This is a genomic window from Sodalis sp. RH19, assembly GCF_047324215.1.
GTDB lineage: Bacteria > Pseudomonadota > Gammaproteobacteria > Enterobacterales > Enterobacteriaceae > Acerihabitans.
The window spans coordinates 2499420-2515663 of the sequence record NZ_CP178734.1 but is presented as its reverse complement, the minus strand read 5'-3'; the positions used below and the strand labels follow the sequence as shown (position 1 = coordinate 2515663).

Here is a 16244-nt window from a genome sequence, read left to right as displayed (position 1 = left end):
TGCGTGAAAACGACCCTATCGTCGTGGTTATTTAGCCGCCATGGCGTAATACACGCGAAAACCGTTCCAGGTCCAGTCCTTCACCTGTTTGGTCAGCCCGGCGGTGTTGTACATCTGGAACATGATCGCCATCGGGCCCTGCTGCATCTGCTCTTCCTGCAACTGGTGATAGCGCGCGATACGTTTTTGATCGTCCGGCTCCAGCAGGGCGTCGGTGACCTGCTGGTTCATCGCCGGGTCAAAATAGGCCGCGCGCCAGCTGGGATATTGCGTATTTTTGGCCTCCTTGCCGTTGTCCGGATTGAAAACCAGGCGCGAGGCGTTGCCATAGGCGTCCGGTACCGAGGTCTGCCACGCCATCATGGCGCTCTGGAACTCACGTCCGCGCACGCGGCTGAACAATTGGGCGTTGGCCATGCTTTCAATCGTGAGTTTCACGCCGATTTTCGAGGCGTTTTCCTGGGTGCTTTGCGCGATGGGGGCGGAGTGCGGCAGGGTGCCGATAATCAGTTTGGCGGTAAAGCCGTTGGGATAACCGGCTGCGGTTAACAGCTGCCTGGCTTTATCGAGATCGAGCCTGAACGGCTGTCCGGCGTCTTTATCCAGCGCGCCGTAGGCGCCGAGCTGGGCGAAGCTGGCGCGGGGCACGCCGAGGTACGGCATCACGGTGGACGCCAGCCCCTGGTAATCAATCAGGTAACGCATCGCCAGGCGCACCTGGGGATTTTTGAAAATGGGATCCTCATTGTTAAAGGTCCAGAAAAACAGCTGCGGCTTGAGCACCTTATCGATGTTCACCTGGCCGCCCTGGTCCAAATCACGCAGATCGTCCGGCGCAAGATCGCGCGCGATATCCACGTCGCCCTGGGTCAGCAGCAAACGCTGGGTGCCGGTTTCCGCCACATGACGGATCAGGATACGCTGCAGTTTGGGGGCGGCGCCCCAATAGGGCTTATTCGCCTGCAGCATGACGCCTTCACCGGCGTTCCAGCGCATCAACTGGTAGGGACCGACGCAGGCGGTATGGGTGGTCAGGTATTTATTGCCCATATCGCCGTTAACGGCGTTTTGCTCGACCAGCGCGCGATCAAGAGTGGTGGAGACGTTATTGGCCGCAATCGCCTGCAGCACCAGGTTGGCCGGATACGACCGGTCGAAGGTCATCACCAGCGTATTGTCGTCCGGTGCCGTGATACGCTGGGTAACGTTGTCTTTGTTAAAGCCGAATTCGGTCAGGGTGGCTGAATTGCCGAAGCCCAGCAGCACCACCCGCTGCAGCGACCAGGCGACATCCCGCGCCGTCGCTTTATTACCTGACGGAAACGCCAGCCCGCTGTTGAGATGGAAGGTGATTTGCCTGTGGTCCGCCGCAATGTCCCAGCTTTTCGCCAGGCGGGGTATCACGTTGGCTTCATCTTTGGGGTCGAAATCGACCAGCGTATCGCAGGTGTTCTTAATGATTTCATTGGTGACCACCTCCCCGATCTGCGCCGGGTCAAAGGTACTGATGGCATCGATATTCCATGCCATCACCAGTGAATCCGGCGGCGTTTGCGCGTGCGCCGCCGGGGGCGGCAGGGCGTATCCCAGCGTCAGCGCGATCAGGGTGTTCAGGGTACGTCTGCGGGTAGTGCGCATAAATTCCGCTCCTGTGAATAGAAATGGCGAATCGCCGAAAATGCGCCGCGGCATGACGGCGACGGGACAGACAAAAACCGTCATTCGGCCGGGCGCGGTTGCAGCGGCGGTTGCACGTCGGCGGGAATAGGGCAGACATAAGGCGTTTGCGCGGTGAGTTCGTAGTGCGCGGTTTTCGCCTGCGCCAGCAGGACCTTATCGGTCAGGGTATCGATGGCGGTGGCGGCCATCACCTTGGCGGCGTAGGCCAGCCCCTTATGCGCGGCGGGCATCATGCCCTGCGCGGTCAGTTGCCAAGAATGGCCCGGCGTGCCGATGGCGTAGGTGGGGACGTGGGCCTGTACGGTCGGCAGCACCCAACTGATGTCGCCAACGTCGGTGGAGCCGAGCATCAGTTCGCCGGCCGCGTCCAGGGGCACGATGAATTCGCACAGCGCGGCGGCCTGGGGCGGTGTTTTCATGCCGATGCGGCGATAGGCGCTCTGTATATCCTCCGGGGACAGGGTGGCCTGGATGTCGGCGGCAAAGGCTTTGTCGGCATCGTCGAAGGCGGGCGGACCCAGCAGGTCGAAATTGTGCTGCATGGCTTCTTCCAGCGGTTCGTTGCCCAGCAGGTTGGCGACGGCGCTCATGATGCTGATATCCACCGTGGTCTCGGTCATCATCGCCGCGCCCGCCGCCACTTTTTTCACCCGTTCATTAAGGGCGAACATGGCATGGACGTCACGGGAGCGGATAGCGTAACGTACCGCCGCGCGCGCCTGCACCACGTTCGGCGCGATGCCGCCGGCGTCGAGCATGGCGTAGTGAATGCGCGAATCAGAGGGCACATGTTCACGCAGGTAGTTGACGCCGACGTTCATCAGTTCGACCGCGTCCAGCGCGCTGCGGCCCAGATGCGGCGACGCGGCGGCATGGGAGGCGCGGCCGTGGAAAACAAAGTCCATACGGGTATTGGCCAGGGATTCGGCGCGCGCCACTTCGCTGAAGGCCGACGGATGCCAGGTAATGGCGATATCCACGTCGTCAAACGCGCCGGCGCGGGCCATAAAGGATTTTGCCGCGCCGCCTTCCTCCGCCGGGCAGCCATAGTAACGTACACGGCCCGGCGCGCCGGTTTGCGCCAGCCAGTCCTTAATCGCCGTAGCGGCGAGCATGGCGGCGGAGCCGAGCAGGTTGTGACCGCAGCCATGGCCGTGGCCGTTGCCGGGAATCGGTTCCGGACGCGCGATGCCGGCGACCTGGCTCAGTCCCGGCAGCGCGTCGTATTCACCCAGTATGGCGATGATCGGACCGTCCTGGCCGGCTTCCCCCATGACGGCGGTGGGAATGCCGGCGACATTTTCCGTGACGCGAAAACCCTGGGTCTTGAGCATGTCGGTATGTTCGGCCACCGAACGGTATTCGGTATAGGCGATTTCAGGCATGCCCCAGATACGATCGCTCAGGGCGGTGAACAGGTTTTTCTTTACATCGACCAGGTTCCAGACCAATGCTTTCTGCTGCGCTGTTGCGTTATTCACCTGAATATCCTCGTGCCGGTGGATGGGGTTGTTGTTGATGTGTCGGGCCGGAAAAATAATGGGAACCCGTTCAGGATGTGGATATCGGCGGCAAAGATCCAATGAGACTTTCAACTGGCCTATTCCAAAATCGCATAGCGTGCCGCGGCATGGTTTTGTGGCGTCAGGGGAAATTATTTATTTGATATATAGTGTTTTTATCACGGAAATAATCGCCCGCCCCGGCCGTTGAAAGGCAGGGAAACAGTGGATCGCCAGGCTGATTAAACCGCCCGGCGCGTGGGCGCGGCTCAGGCTGCCGCGTGGGTCCGGTGCAGCAGGGCGGCCCGGTTCCACAGGCGCTCGGCCTGGATGTTGCGGAATTTTTCCAGCCGGTAAAGGCGAATGCCGGCCTGGATATCCCAACTGCGGTCGCCCGCGCGGATCAGGGTACCGGCGGCGAGTTCTTCATCGATCAAACTTGACGGCAACCAGGCGGTGCCGCAGCCGGAAATCGTCATGGCCTTCAGGCCGCTGGAGATTGAATTTTCATAAATGGTCTTCAGCGGCAGCGGGCGCGTGGCGAACAGCGCGCTCAGCGCATGGGCGAAAAATGAGCGTTTGCCATAGCTAAGATAGGGGATAGGCGCCTGGACGCCGTCGGCGGCCCGGCTCTCATCAATGGGATAAAGCGGCTTGCCGCCGCTGTCCGGCGCGCAGACGGCGATGGCCCGTTCCTCGCCCAGTTCGAGATAAGGAAAACGTTGCAACTGTTTCATCAACGGCACGGAGTCGTGCGCGTAGGTCAGTAAAAAATCGGTTTCACCGTCGAGCAGGAGGGAGATATTGCCGCTGAAGGAAGGTTGCTGATCGCATAAACGGATATAGCCGTATTGGTGGGAGGGTTCGACGGCGTTAATCCAGGACGGAAAAAACGTCAGCGACAACGTATTCAGCGTGGCGAAATGCACGATGGCGTGCTTATGCATATGACGCTCGCGGATATCGTTGCGTAGCCGGGTCATGGAAAACACCATTTCCGCCGCGGTTTGCAGAAAATCCTGCCCCTCTGCCGTCAGGCGGATCGGGTAGGCCTTGCGATCAAACAGCGGCACGCCGAGCCACTCTTCGAGCTGCTTGATCCGGCGGCTTAGCGCGGACTGGGTAATGTTTCTCTCATTAGCCGCCCGCGTAAAGCTATAGCACTGAGAAACGCTGAGAAAATCTTCCAACCATTTCAGTTCCATCGGATAACCCCTGGCTAGTTATGATCACCCTATCTATGGGAGAAAGCGCATTGCGCCCGGGTCGTTGCTTGAGAAGCCATATGGCGACTTAACCTGCAGCAAGATCCACGCCAACGGCAAAAAAGAATGAGTGTCTTTGTTTTTCAGGGGATTACGCGAACAGGCCGGCGTAATGCTTGTCATGGCCCGGCTTGGCGGCGGACGGGTTGTCGCGCGCTGCACCGTCAAGGGGCAGCGCGCGCGCGGTTATTGCTGAAAGCGTATCGCGTCGATAAACAGGGCAAAGGCGGTGGTATGCTGTTTACGGCTGGGATAATACAGGTAATATCCCGGGAACGCGGGGCACCAGTCTTCCAGCACCCGGATCAGCTGTCCGCTCGCCAGGGGTTCTTGCACCGTATCATCCGGTACGAATGCCAGACCGAATCCCGCGATGGCGGCATCAATCCGCTGGCGCAGGCAGTTAAAGGTTAACTGGCCGTCGACCCGGACCTTTAGCTCATGGCCCGCTTTTTCAAATTCCCAGGCATATTTGCCCCCGAGTGTGGGCAGGCGCATATTAATGCAGCGGTGATGCTGTAATTCCTGCGGCGTCGCCGGTATGCCATACCGGTCCAAATACGCGCCCGCGCCGACCACCGCCATTCGCATCATCGGCCCGATACGCACGGCGACCATATCCTTGGCGACCTGTTCACCCAGGCGTATGCCGGCGTCATAACGCCCGCTGACGATATCCGTCAGGCTGTTATCCACGGTAATTTCCACATTGATATCCGGATACCCCGCCAGGAAGCGTTTCAGGACCGGCCACAGGACATAATCCATCGCATGTTCCCCGGCGCTTATCCTGATATTGCCCGCCGGCTGGTCACGCATTTCACCCAGGGCATCCAGCTCGCTCTCGATGTCGGCGAAGCGCGGACCCAGCGAATGGAGCAAGCGTTCGCCCGCTTCGGTCGGCGCCACGCTGCGCGTGGTGCGCGTTAACAGCCTGAGCCCCAGGCGTTCTTCCAGGCTGCGCATGGCGTGGCTTAGCGCCGACTGGGAAACCCCCAGTTTCGCCGCCGCTTTTGTGAAGCTGCGTTCCTTTGCCACCACCAGGAAAGAAATGAGGTCATTGAAGTTTTCTCGTAACATTACGCCGCCTGCGTTGTGCGCATCATTTGCATTGCCCTTATTCTATACATATATGCCTGGCTGCGTTCAGACCTCAGTCCGGGAGATTGCAACAACATTTATGAATCCATTTCATAAGCTCATTTCCTTCGCGCCGCTAACCCCGCCACCGTCCTTCTGCTAACGTTAACGGGCGATTGAAGATCACCCGGCGCAAAGCCGCCCCGCCTTAAGGTATTGAAAATAACCTATACCAGGGCTTTTCATGAACAGCACGCCATCCCCACGGTCTCGTTCGCCAGCGTCGTGGCGTTTGCCATCCGCCAGACGGGGATCTTAACGAAATCCTGTTCCGTCCGACCAGCCAGGAACTTTAAGGAGTAAAAAATGCAAAAGAGAAAACTCGGCAACAGCAATCTGGAAGTCTCGGCGCTGGGCCTGGGCTGCATGGGCCTGAGCCATGGCTATGGCCCGGCGAAAGACCGGCCTGAGGCCATCGCGCTTATCCGCGCCGCGGTTGAGCGCGGCGTGACCTTTTTCGATACCGCGGAAGTGTACGGTCCCTTTACCAATGAAGACGTGGTGGGGGAAGCGCTGGCGCCGTTTCGCCATCGGGTGGTGATTGCCACCAAATTCGGTTTCGACCTGCCGAGTCCGGACGGCAAACAGCACCTCAACAGCCGGCCGGAGCATATCCGGCAGGTGGTCGAGGCGTCGCTGAAGCGCCTGCGGACCGAGGTGATTGACCTGCTTTACCAACATCGCGTCGATCCGGACGTCCCCATCGAGGATGTCGCCGGCACGGTGAAACAGTTGATCCAGGAAGGCAAGGTGAAGCATTTCGGCCTGTCCGAGGCGGGCGCGCAGACTATCCGCCGGGCGCACGCGGTCCAGCCGGTTACCGCCCTGCAAAGCGAGTACTCCTTATGGTGGCGGGAGCCGGAGCAGGAGATTTTACCGACGCTTGAGGAGCTCGGCATCGGTTTTGTGCCCTTCAGCCCGCTCGGCAAGGGGTTTCTCACCGGCGCCATAAGCAAGGATACCGCCTTCGACAGCAACGACTTCCGTAATATCGTGCCACGCTTTACACCCGAGGCGCGTGCTGCCAACCAGGCGCTGGTGGACGTGCTCGGCGAGCTGGCGGCGGGCAAGCAGGCCACGCGCGCGCAGATAGCCATCGCCTGGCTGCTGGCGCGCAAACCCTGGATTGTGCCCATCCCGGGCACCACAAAACTGCACCGCCTGGAGGAAAACCTGGGCGCCGTCGAGGTGATTCTCACCCCCGATGATTTGCGCGCCATCGAAAGCGCCGTGGCCAATATCAACGTACAGGGCGAGCGTTATCCGGCCGACATGCAAAAGAACGTCGGCCGCTGAATGCGGGCCGGCGCCGCAACGGCTGCGCAATGCCGACATCCCCGCCGGAGGGGCGGGCTGTGGGTTAATATACCAGCGCCTGCCCGTCCTTGCGGCTTTCAGTGGCGGCGATATACACGCCCTGCGCGTCGCGCATAATGGCCTGGGCGCCGCCGAAGCTGTGGATCTGCATCGGGTCCTCGACGCTTATCTGGTGTCCCATGGCGCGCAGGGCGGCGAGAACATTGCGGTCAAGCGCCGGTTCCACCATCACCTCGCGTCCTCGCACCACCCGCCAGCGCGGCGCGTCAATGGCCGCCTGCGGGTTTTGCCGGTGCTGCATGATGCGCAGCGCCATCTGGACATGGCCCTGCGCCTGCATGGATCCCCCCATGACGCCGAACGACATCAGCGGCTGTCCGGCGCCGTCCAGGGCAAACGCCGGGATAATGGTGTGGAAGGTGCGCTTGTTGCCGGCGAGGCAGTTGGGATGTCCCGGCTCCAGCACAAAACTGGCGCCGCGGTTTTGCAGGCTGATGCCGGTGTCCGGCACCACCACGCCGGACCCGAACCCCATATAATTAGACTGGATAAAGGATACCATCATGCCGCCGGCATCGGCGGCGGACAGATAGACCGTGCCGTTTTGCCGCGGCGCGCCGAAGACAAAATCCCCCGCCCGCTCGGGATCGATTAACGCGGCGCGCTGTTGCAGGTATGCATCGCTTAATAAATGCCTGGCCTCGAATTCCATATGATCGCTATCGGCCACATAACGTTCCAGGTCGGCCAGCGCCAGCTTCATCGCCTCGATGGACAGATGCAGCGCCGCCGCCGAGTCGGGATGATAACGGCCGATCCCGCAGTGCTCCAGGATGCCCAGGGCTATCAGGGTGGCGATGCCCTGGCCGTTGGGCGGGAGTTCATGCACCGATCCGCCGGCAAAAGGACGGGACAGCGGTTCGACCCATTCCGGCCGGTGATTGTTCAGGTCCTCAAGCGTTAGGCCGGCGTTATGCTGCCGGGCGAAAGCGGCAATTTTCGCCGCCAATTCGCCGCGATAAAACGCCTCGCCCTCGGTTTGCGCGATCAGTTCCAATGTCCTGGCCTGGGCCGGGTTGCGGAATAGCTCGCCGATGGCCGGCGCGCGTCCGCCGGGCGCAAAGCACGCCATAAATCCCGGCTGATCGCCAAGGCGCTCGACGCCGCGCTGCCATAATGCGCCAATCAGGGGCGATACCGGAAAACCGTCGCGGGCATAATCAATCGCCGGCTGCGCCAGCGTCGTCAGCGGCAGGGAGCCGAAGCGGCGGGCGAGTTCCACCCAGCCGGACACCGCACCGGGTAGGGTGACCGCGTCCCAGCCCAGTTCCGGCACGGCCGGCAGATGGGCGTAATCTTCATATTTCCAGGCGGCGGGAGAGCGGCCGGAGGCGTTTAAGCCATGCAGCCGTTTGCCGTCCCAGACGAGGGCGAACGCATCGCTGCCGATACCGCAGCCGGTGGGTTCCACCACCGTCAGGGCCATGGCGGCGGCGACGGCGGCGTCCACGGCGTTGCCGCCTTGCAGCAGCATGCGCAACCCCGCCTGGGCCGCCAGCGGCTGGGAGGCGCAGACCGCGTTGCGGCCCATCATCGGCGGCCGCAGGGAGGGGTAGGCTACCTGGAAATCCAGTGGTGATGTCATCGTGTAATCCTGTGTTGGTTAATTGTCGCGCGGATCCAGCGCATCGCGCAGCCCGTCACCCAGCAGGTTGAAACCCTGGACGGTAAAAAAGATCGCCAGTCCTGGAAAAATCGACATCCATGGCGCCTGCTCAAGGTAATTTTTCGCGGTATTGAGCATGGCGCCCCAGGAGGGAGAGGGCGGCTGTTGCCCCAGTCCCAAAAACGACAGGCTGGCTTCGGTAATGATGGCCGAGGCGATGGCCAGCGTCGCCTGCACCATAATCGGCGACAACACGTTGGGTAGCACATAACGCAGTACGATCCAGCGGTCGGGCAGACCGATGGCCCGGGCGCCCTCGATATACTCCTCGTTGCGGATGCTCATCACCTGCCCGCGCGTCAGACGGGCGAAAATCGGCATCACCGACAGGCCGATGGCGATCATCGCATTGATAAGGCTCGGGCCGAGAAACGCCCCCAGCGCGATGGCCAGGATCAAAAACGGACAGGACAGCAACGCCTCGATAACGCGCGAGATAATCCCATCCCATATTCCCTGCCAATAGCCGGCGACCAGCCCCAGCGGCACGCCGATAAAAATGGCGATAATCACGGAAATACAGCCGGCCGTCAGCGAAGTGCGGGCGCCCCAGATAAGGCGGGAGAGGATGTCGCGGCCCAGTTCGTCGGTGCCGAGCCAGTAGATCGCCGACGGCGGTTTGCGTACCGTCAGAAAGTTGGCCTTGATGGGGTCGAAGGGCGCCAGCCACGGCGCCAGCAGGGCGATGATGACAAAGATCAGCACGATGGCCGCCCCGATCACGGCGCTTTTATTGGCGATGAATTTCTTTATCGCCCGGCTGCCCGCCCTGGGCGTAGCCGGCGCGGCCGCGCCGGTGAGCACCTGCGACATATTATTCTCCTCTCATGCGCGGATTGATCAGCACGTACAGCACGTCGGCCACCAGGTTAAGCAGCAGGAAAGCCATCGCCACCACCAGCACCACCCCCTGCACCACCGCGTAATCGCGGTTGAACACCGAATCGACAATCATCTTGCCGAATCCCGGTATGGTGAAGACCTGCTCGGTAAGCACCGCGCCGCCAAGCAGCTCGCCAAACAGCAGCGTAGTGAGGGTGACGATGGGCACCAGCGCATTGCGCAGCGCGTGTTTGAGTATCACCCGCCCGGGCAGCAGGCCCTTGGCCTTGGCGGTGCGGATATAGTCCGCTTTCAGCACGGCGATCATCGCCGCCCGGGTATGGCGCATCAGCGTCGCCGCCAGCCCGGTGCCGAGCACCAACGCCGGCAGCAGCAGGGTGCGCAGGTTTTGCGCCAGGTCTTCGGTCAGCGGCACGAACCCCGAGGCCGGCAGCCACTGCAGCTTGACGGAAAACAGCAGGATCAGCAGCACCCCCAGCCAGAAGTTGGGGATGGAGATGCCGGACAAGGCGATAAAGTTGGCGCTGTAATCCACCCAGGTTCCCCGGCGCACCGCCGCGATAATACCGGTGGTGATGCCGAGCGCCATGGCGATGATCATCGACAGCAGCGTCAGTTCGACGGTCACGGGCAGCTTGCTGGCGATAAGCGTGGTCACCGGTTCCTGGGTGCGCAGCGATATGCCCAGGTTGCCCTGCAGCGCGTCGCGCAGCCAGTAAAAATACTGCGCCGGTATGGGGTCGTCCAGGCGGTATTTAGCGCGCAGCATGGCGATTACCGCCGGGTCGCGCTCTTCGCCGGCCATGGCCACCACCGGGTCGCCCGGCAGCAGTTTTTGCAGCGAAAACACCATAATACTGACCAAAAACAGGGTGGGTATCGCCAGCAATACGCGCTTGCCAATCAGTTCTAACATCATCGCTCCCGGATTCTCGACGCGCTACGGCGCCAGTTGCATACCCGCCAGGCGGATCAACCCGTCGGGATAGGGTTTGAATCCCGTTATTTTTTTCGTCATGCCGAAAATGCGCGGCTCGAAATACAGATAGGCCAGCGGCATATCCTGCTGCAACTGCGCCACCACCTGGCTATAAAGGACTTTGCGTTTGGCCTGGTCGGAGGTGGCGCGGGCTTGTTGCAGCCAATCGTCCACCTGCGGGTTGCTGTAGCGCCCGTCGTTCAGGTTGCCTTTGCTGTGGATAAACGAATAGATGCTGCCGTCCGGATCCGGACGGCCGGACCAGCCCGACATGCTGACCTGGAAATCTCCCCGCTGCTGGCGATCCAGCAGCGTGGCGAATTCAGAGGTTTGCAAATGGACATTAAACCCGGCTTCGCCGGCCATGGCCTGGATGACCTGGCCCACCTGCTGGGCATCCGGTCTGTTGGCCACCAGGAGGGTGGTTTCCACCGGCGTGGCGACCCCGGCGGCGGCCAGCAGGGATTTGGCTTTCTCCACATCCCGCGCCGGCACCGGCAAATCCACATGGTAAGGGCTGACGGTGGAGAACGGCTGGTTAGCCGGGGTGTATTGCCCCTCGAAGGCCACCTGGTTAATGGCGTCGCGATCCAGAGACAAGGAGAACGCTTCGCGTACCCGCGCATCCTTGGCAAACGGATCGCTGGGATTGGCCTTGCCGTTGGCGATATTAAAGGTCAGCCCCATATACCCAAGCCCAGTCACCTTGGCCAGGGCGAGTCTGGGATTGGCCTCGACGGTTTTCACATCGCTGGCGGCAATGCCTTCGGTCAGATCCAGATCGCCGGCGCGCAGGTTGGCCAGGCGCACCGAGGAGTCGGGAATGGGCATAAAAATCACTTTATCGAAGTGGTAGGCCTGTTTATTCCAGTAATTATCATAGCGCGTCAGCACAATGCGGTCCTGCTGCACCCGGCTGTCGAACTGGTAGGGACCGGAGCATACCGGGTGCGCGGCAAAGTTATCCTTCGCGGCGGCCTGCGGCGCCAGCATGGTGCCCGCCCGGTCGGTGAGCTGGGAGAGCAGCGCGGCGTCGGCGTTCTTCAGGTGAAACGTCACGCTATAGGGGCCGGTGGCCTCGACGGACGCCACTGAGGACAGTTCGCTTTTGCGCAGCGATCCCGGCAGGGTCAGCGCACGATCGATATTAAATTTCACCGCCTGCGCGTTAAAGGCTTCGCCATCCTGAAACGTCACGCCCTGGCGCAGGTTCATGGTCAGGGTTTTGCCGTCATCGCTGTACTGCCAGTCGGTGGCGAGGCCGGGCACCACCTGCAGCTTTTCATCCACATCCACCAGCCGGTCGCACATGGCGGCGAAGACAAATCGGCCATAATAGGTCCGGGCCAGGTGGGGATCGAGCATGTCGGGGTCGCTGCCCAGACCGATACGTAAAATGCTTTCGGCATACGGCTGGCCGCTGACGCCAAGCAACACCAAACCACTCAGCGCGGTATAAAGCTTGTGACGGGAGTTCATGAGCATAGATTCCTTGTGGCAGTTAGGGTTTACGGGCCGCGGCGTCGACAAACAGCGCGCGCCGCCGCAGGAAAGCCGCCGACGGCGGCGCCATGACGATAACGCTGCGATCGCTGTTCAGTTCCCGCCAGCGGTGACACGCCACCTGGCGCCGATCGCCGGCGGGTTCCAGCGGCGGTTCATGCTGCCGGCAGACGTCCCTGACGTGGGGACAACGGGTATGGAAACGGCATCCCGACGGCGGCTGCGACGGGTTGGGCAAATCCCCCGTCAGCAGCGGTCCGGATTGCCGGCCGCCTGGGGTTAACTGGGGCGCTGAAGCAATCAGCGCCCGGGTATAGGGGTGCAGCGGCTGATCGAAAATATCATCGGCGGCGGCGATTTCGACGATTTGCCCCAGGTACATCACCGCGACGCGATCGCTCATATGGCGGATCACCGCCAGTCCGTGCGCCACCACGATCAGGGTCAGGCCGAACTGTTCTTTCAGGCTCTCAAGCAGGTTGACCACCTGCGCCTGTACCGACACGTCCAGCGCGGAAACCGGCTCATCCCCCAGCAGCAGCGTGGGTTTGGACGCCAGGGCGCGGGCGATGCCGATGCGCTGGCGCTGCCCGCCGGAAAATTCATGGGGAAACCGCCGGGCGTACAGGGCCGGCAGCCCGACGGTGCGCAGCAGTTCGGCCACCCGTTCGCGCCGCTGCGCCCGGGAAATCCGCTCATGCAGCCAGATGGGCTCGCCGACAATCTCCTCCACCGTCATGCGCGGATTGAGGGAGGCGAACGGATCCTGGAAAATGATTTGCAGCTCGCGCCGCAGCTGGTTCAACTGCCCGGCGGGCAGCATGCCGATATCATTGCCCTGGTAGAAAACCCGCCCTTCGGTGGCCGTCAGCAGGCGCAGCAGCAGCCGGCCGAGAGTGGATTTGCCGGAGCCGGATTCGCCGACGATGGCCAGGGTTTCGCCCGGCCAGACCTTCAGTGATACCCGATCCACCGCGTGCACCTGGCGCTGGCGGGTAAACAGGCCTTTGGGGCCCTGAAAGATTTTCGTCAATGCCACGCTTTCAAGGATCGGCTGGCTCATGCTCTGGCTCCCGGCGCGAAATGGTGTTCAAGCGGCGCGTAAAAACACGCGGCCTCATGGCCTGCGGCGACCGGACGCAGATCGGGCCGGGAACGGTGGCAGCGTTCGTCGGCGAACGGACAGCGGGTAGCGAAGCGGCAGCCGGCGGGCATGGCGTCCGCGGTGGGCACCGACCCCGGAATGGTGGCCAACTTGCCGATGCGGGCCGACAGGCTGGGCATCGAGGCCATCAGTCCGATGGTGTAGGGATGCTGCGGGTCGCTGAAAATGTCGTCCACGCTGCCGGTTTCGACAATTTGGCCGGCGTACATGACCGCCACCTGCTGCGCCACTTCCGCCACCACGCCGAGATCGTGGGTAATCAGTAAAATGGCGGTGCCGGTGTCCTGCTTGATTTGGTTAAGCAGGCTGAGGATACCGGCCTGGATAGTGACATCCAGGGCGGTGGTGGGTTCGTCGGCAATCAGCAATTGCGGCCGGTTGATCAGCGCCATGGCGATCATCACCCGCTGGCGCATGCCGCCTGAAAGCTGGTGCGGATACGACTTCAGGCGCAGCTCCGGCGCCGGAATCTGCACCAAAGCCAGCATCTCCCCGGCGCGCGCCATGGCCTGGCGATAGCTGCCGCCCTGATGCCGCATCACCGCCTCCGCCAATTGGTCGCCCAGGGTAAACGCCGGATTAAGGGACGTCATCGGCTCCTGGAAAATCATGGCCAGCTGATTGCCGCGCAGGTTGGCGTATTGCCGCGGCGACAGGGCGCGCAGGTCGTGTTGGTTAAAATACAGTTCCCCCTGGTCGATGCGGGCGCTGTCGGGCAATAACCCCATTAACGCCAGCGAGGTGACGCTTTTGCCGCAGCCGGATTCGCCCACCAGCGCCAGGGTCTCCCCCGGCTGGATATGTAGCGAGATATCGTCGAGCACGCTGGCCGGCGAGCCGTGGAAGCGCACCCGCAGATGGGCGATATTCAGCACCGGCGGCGCGGGGGATGTGGGGATCGTCATCAGGCTTTAGGCTCCTTGTCGATGGACAGGACAGTGGTCAGCGCCTGTTGCAGCGCCAGAAGATGTTCGGTCATGACGGCGGCGGCCTCCTCGGGCCGGCGGGCCTGGAGATAGCGGATCAGGCGCTGGTGCTGCCGGTTATAGTTGTCCAGCCGCGCCGGGTTGCGCGCCTTCTCGCGCTGATGGCGCCAGCTGTCGTCGCGGCGTATGGCGTCCAGCGCGTCAAACAGGCCGAGCAGCAGCCGGTTGCCGGCCGCTTCGGCCAGCGTCCGGTGGAAGGCGCTGTCCCACAGTTCGTGCTGATCGCTGTCATCGGTTGCCAGCACCTGCATCCGCTCCTGGAGGCGCGCCATCAGCGCCAGCTGTTCCGGCGTGGCGCGCAGGGCGGCCAGGCGCGCCAGCCCCGGCTCCAGCTGCAGACGGGCTTCCATCACCTCCAGCAGCGTCGATTGGCGCGGCAAGCCCTGCAGCACCAGCGGTTGCGATGGGGCATCGGGACCCAGGAAGGTGCCCTTGCCCTGTTTGCGCCACACCCTGCCTTCCATCTCCAGTACGTCCAGCGCGCGGCGGATCTCCCGGCGCCCGACCTGATAGCGTTGCGCCAGCTCCCGCTCAGTGGGCAGCGGCAGCTCAGGCGCGGGGTGTTGCAGGATCAGCGCGCGCAGCTGTTCCAGCGCGGAGAAGGACGACGGCTGTTTTGTCATGACTCACACCCTGATTTGCCATAATCGTGTCGATAACGCCCTGATGGCGCGCTGTTCCGCCGGAACGCACGCCATCACTCATTACCTTTCATCACCATCAAGCACAAATCGAACCAATTTTTTATTGGTTCGCTCTTTTTTTAATCGAACGTTGCAGATGACTGGAATTTCAGGGGATTTGTTGCGGGCGCGCGAAGTGCCCGGCCGTCAATGCCGGGGATATCATTAAGGCAACCGCCATGGAGGGAGAGGATGCACCACGGGTGGGCACACCACGCACCGCGCTGCATCAGGAATTGCCGCTCTCAGGCTAACCGCCGCCCTGATGCCGGGACGACGGTTAGCGCCGGCGTCAGTATCTTTCCAGCCAGTGGGCGTAGGGGGCGGGCAGCGTCCAGGAGGGACGTTCAATCTTCAGTTCACGGGCGGCGTAATAACTCCAGTGGGGATTGGCCAGATGGGCCTTGCCCACCATGACCAGATCCAATTGCTGGTCCTGAACGGCTTTTTCGGCCAGGTCCGGCGTACCGAATCCCCAGGCGGAGGCGACCGGGATATCCGCTTCCCCGCGCACCCGCTTGGCGATCGGGCCCATAAAAGCCGGTCCCCAGGGAATAGTGGCGTCGGGGGTGGAGAACCCGATGCTGACGCTGAGCATATCCAGGCCGGCCTGTTTGAAGCGCGTGATCAGGTCAATGGATTCAGTCAGGGTCTGCTCGTCGCGCCCGTCGAACTCCAGCACGCCGAACCGGGCGGTCAGCGGCAAATGTTCCGGCCAGACTTCGCGTACCGCCGCCAGGGTTTCCAGCAGAAAACGGCCGCGGTTAACGGCGCTGCCGCCGTACTGGTCGTCGCGCTGGTTGGAATGGGCCGAGAAGAAGCTCTGGGCCAGGTAGCCGTGGGCGAAATGCAGCTCCAGCCATTCGAATCCGGCGTCGCGCGCCCGGCGGGCGGCGGCCACGAAATCATCACGCACCCGGGCGATATCGTCAAGCGTCATGGCCTTGGGCACTTTCGGCAAATTGGCGCCAAAAGCGATGGCGGACGGCGCAATGGTCTGCCAGCCGCGCGGGTCGCTCTCGGCGATATGGTCATCGCCCTCCCAGGGCCGGTTAGCGCTGGCCTTGCGGCCGGCATGGCCGATCTGGATGCCGGGCACCGCGCCCGCCGCTTTGATGGCCCGCACCACCGGCACAAAGGCCTGGGCCAGGGTATCGTTCCAGATGCCGGCGCAGCCTGGGGTGATACGCCCCTCGGGGGAGACCGCGGTGGCCTCGACGATCACCAGCCCGGCGCCGCCGCGGGCGAGGGCGGCCAGATGGACCTGGTGCCAGTCGTTGATCAGGCCTTCATCGGCGGAATACATGCACATGGGCGGCACCGCGATGCGGTTGCGCAGCGTAACATCCTTGAGTTTAAAGGGTTGAAAGAGTGCTGACATGGTTCGGGTTCCTGTATTTGTTGGCGCGATGATTTACTGTAGCCTTATTCTGTAATTCGATAATATTCGAATTA

The 16244-nt window shown here is 62.1% G+C and carries 13 protein-coding genes; 1 reads left to right on the top strand and 12 read right to left on the bottom strand.

What is annotated here, in order from left to right; genetic code table 11:
- Positions 1–27: 27 nt before the first annotated feature.
- From ACL2XF_RS11345 to ACL2XF_RS11330, 4 genes are all read right to left on the bottom strand, one after another.
- On the bottom strand, positions 28–1638 hold the full coding sequence (locus ACL2XF_RS11345) for an ABC transporter substrate-binding protein (protein ID WP_410015625.1): 1611 nt from the start codon (positions 1636–1638) through the stop codon (positions 28–30).
- Positions 1639–1718: 80 nt separating this feature from the next.
- Positions 1719–3161 carry an amidohydrolase gene (locus ACL2XF_RS11340; RefSeq protein WP_413728625.1) on the bottom strand — a complete coding sequence of 481 codons (1443 nt, stop codon included), beginning with the start codon at positions 3159–3161 and terminating at the stop codon, positions 1719–1721.
- A gap of 290 nt (positions 3162–3451) precedes the next feature.
- Positions 3452–4387, bottom strand: coding sequence for a LysR family transcriptional regulator (locus ACL2XF_RS11335; RefSeq protein WP_413728624.1), 936 nt, complete (start codon positions 4385–4387; stop codon positions 3452–3454).
- 246 nt (positions 4388–4633) lie between these two features.
- Positions 4634–5527 carry a LysR substrate-binding domain-containing protein gene (locus ACL2XF_RS11330; protein WP_413728623.1) on the bottom strand — a complete coding sequence of 298 codons (894 nt, stop codon included), beginning with the start codon at positions 5525–5527 and terminating at the stop codon, positions 4634–4636.
- A gap of 366 nt (positions 5528–5893) precedes the next feature.
- Between ACL2XF_RS11330 and ACL2XF_RS11325 the strand changes: the two genes are divergently transcribed.
- Complete coding sequence (locus tag ACL2XF_RS11325; RefSeq protein WP_413728622.1) at positions 5894–6883, top strand: aldo/keto reductase; 990 nt, start codon at positions 5894–5896, stop codon at positions 6881–6883.
- Positions 6884–6947: 64 nt separating this feature from the next.
- On the opposite strand, the gene ACL2XF_RS11320 is transcribed toward ACL2XF_RS11325, so the two are convergent.
- The 8 genes from ACL2XF_RS11320 to ACL2XF_RS11285 all read right to left on the bottom strand — a co-directional run bounded on the left by ACL2XF_RS11320 (position 6948) and on the right by ACL2XF_RS11285 (position 16170).
- Positions 6948–8549 carry a gamma-glutamyltransferase family protein gene (locus ACL2XF_RS11320; RefSeq protein ID WP_413728621.1) on the bottom strand — a complete coding sequence of 534 codons (1602 nt, stop codon included), beginning with the start codon at positions 8547–8549 and terminating at the stop codon, positions 6948–6950.
- A gap of 18 nt (positions 8550–8567) precedes the next feature.
- The gene (locus ACL2XF_RS11315; RefSeq protein ID WP_413728620.1) at positions 8568–9443 is read right to left on the bottom strand and encodes an ABC transporter permease; all 876 of its coding nucleotides are present in this window, start codon (positions 9441–9443) and stop codon (positions 8568–8570) included.
- A 1-nt stretch (position 9444) separates the two neighbouring features.
- Positions 9445–10389 carry an ABC transporter permease gene (locus ACL2XF_RS11310; protein WP_413728805.1) on the bottom strand — a complete coding sequence of 315 codons (945 nt, stop codon included), beginning with the start codon at positions 10387–10389 and terminating at the stop codon, positions 9445–9447.
- A 24-nt stretch (positions 10390–10413) separates the two neighbouring features.
- The gene (locus ACL2XF_RS11305) at positions 10414–11931 is read right to left on the bottom strand and encodes an ABC transporter substrate-binding protein (protein WP_413728619.1); all 1518 of its coding nucleotides are present in this window, start codon (positions 11929–11931) and stop codon (positions 10414–10416) included.
- Positions 11932–11953: 22 nt separating this feature from the next.
- Positions 11954–13018 carry an ABC transporter ATP-binding protein gene (locus tag ACL2XF_RS11300; RefSeq protein WP_410015617.1) on the bottom strand — a complete coding sequence of 355 codons (1065 nt, stop codon included), beginning with the start codon at positions 13016–13018 and terminating at the stop codon, positions 11954–11956.
- Positions 13015–14028, bottom strand: coding sequence for an ABC transporter ATP-binding protein (locus tag ACL2XF_RS11295; RefSeq protein WP_410016571.1), 1014 nt, complete (start codon positions 14026–14028; stop codon positions 13015–13017). The genes ACL2XF_RS11300 and ACL2XF_RS11295 overlap by 4 nt, the downstream gene beginning before the upstream one ends.
- Positions 14025–14729, bottom strand: coding sequence for a FadR/GntR family transcriptional regulator (locus tag ACL2XF_RS11290; protein WP_413728618.1), 705 nt, complete (start codon positions 14727–14729; stop codon positions 14025–14027). The genes ACL2XF_RS11295 and ACL2XF_RS11290 overlap by 4 nt, the downstream gene beginning before the upstream one ends.
- Positions 14730–15081: 352 nt before the next feature.
- Positions 15082–16170 carry an NADH:flavin oxidoreductase/NADH oxidase gene (locus ACL2XF_RS11285; protein ID WP_413728617.1) on the bottom strand — a complete coding sequence of 363 codons (1089 nt, stop codon included), beginning with the start codon at positions 16168–16170 and terminating at the stop codon, positions 15082–15084.
- Positions 16171–16244: the final 74 nt, after the last annotated feature.

Bases quoted from the DNA above. Each gene is read 5' to 3' on its own strand.
- ACL2XF_RS11335 (WP_413728624.1), bottom strand. From the start codon at position 4,387: ATGGAACTGAAATGGTTGGAAGATTTTCTCAGCGTTTCTCAGTGCTAT.
- ACL2XF_RS11285 (WP_413728617.1), bottom strand. From the start codon at position 16,170: ATGTCAGCACTCTTTCAACCCTTTAAACTCAAGGATGTTACGCTGCGC.
- ACL2XF_RS11300 (WP_410015617.1), bottom strand. From the start codon at position 13,018: ATGAGCCAGCCGATCCTTGAAAGCGTGGCATTGACGAAAATCTTTCAG.
- ACL2XF_RS11310 (WP_413728805.1), bottom strand. From the start codon at position 10,389: ATGTTAGAACTGATTGGCAAGCGCGTATTGCTGGCGATACCCACCCTG.
- ACL2XF_RS11290 (WP_413728618.1), bottom strand. From the start codon at position 14,729: ATGACAAAACAGCCGTCGTCCTTCTCCGCGCTGGAACAGCTGCGCGCG.
- ACL2XF_RS11325 (WP_413728622.1), top strand. From the start codon at position 5,894: ATGCAAAAGAGAAAACTCGGCAACAGCAATCTGGAAGTCTCGGCGCTG.
- ACL2XF_RS11315 (WP_413728620.1), bottom strand. From the start codon at position 9,443: ATGTCGCAGGTGCTCACCGGCGCGGCCGCGCCGGCTACGCCCAGGGCG.
- ACL2XF_RS11345 (WP_410015625.1), bottom strand. From the start codon at position 1,638: ATGCGCACTACCCGCAGACGTACCCTGAACACCCTGATCGCGCTGACG.
- ACL2XF_RS11305 (WP_413728619.1), bottom strand. From the start codon at position 11,931: ATGAACTCCCGTCACAAGCTTTATACCGCGCTGAGTGGTTTGGTGTTG.
- ACL2XF_RS11320 (WP_413728621.1), bottom strand. From the start codon at position 8,549: ATGACATCACCACTGGATTTCCAGGTAGCCTACCCCTCCCTGCGGCCG.
- ACL2XF_RS11330 (WP_413728623.1), bottom strand. From the start codon at position 5,527: ATGTTACGAGAAAACTTCAATGACCTCATTTCTTTCCTGGTGGTGGCA.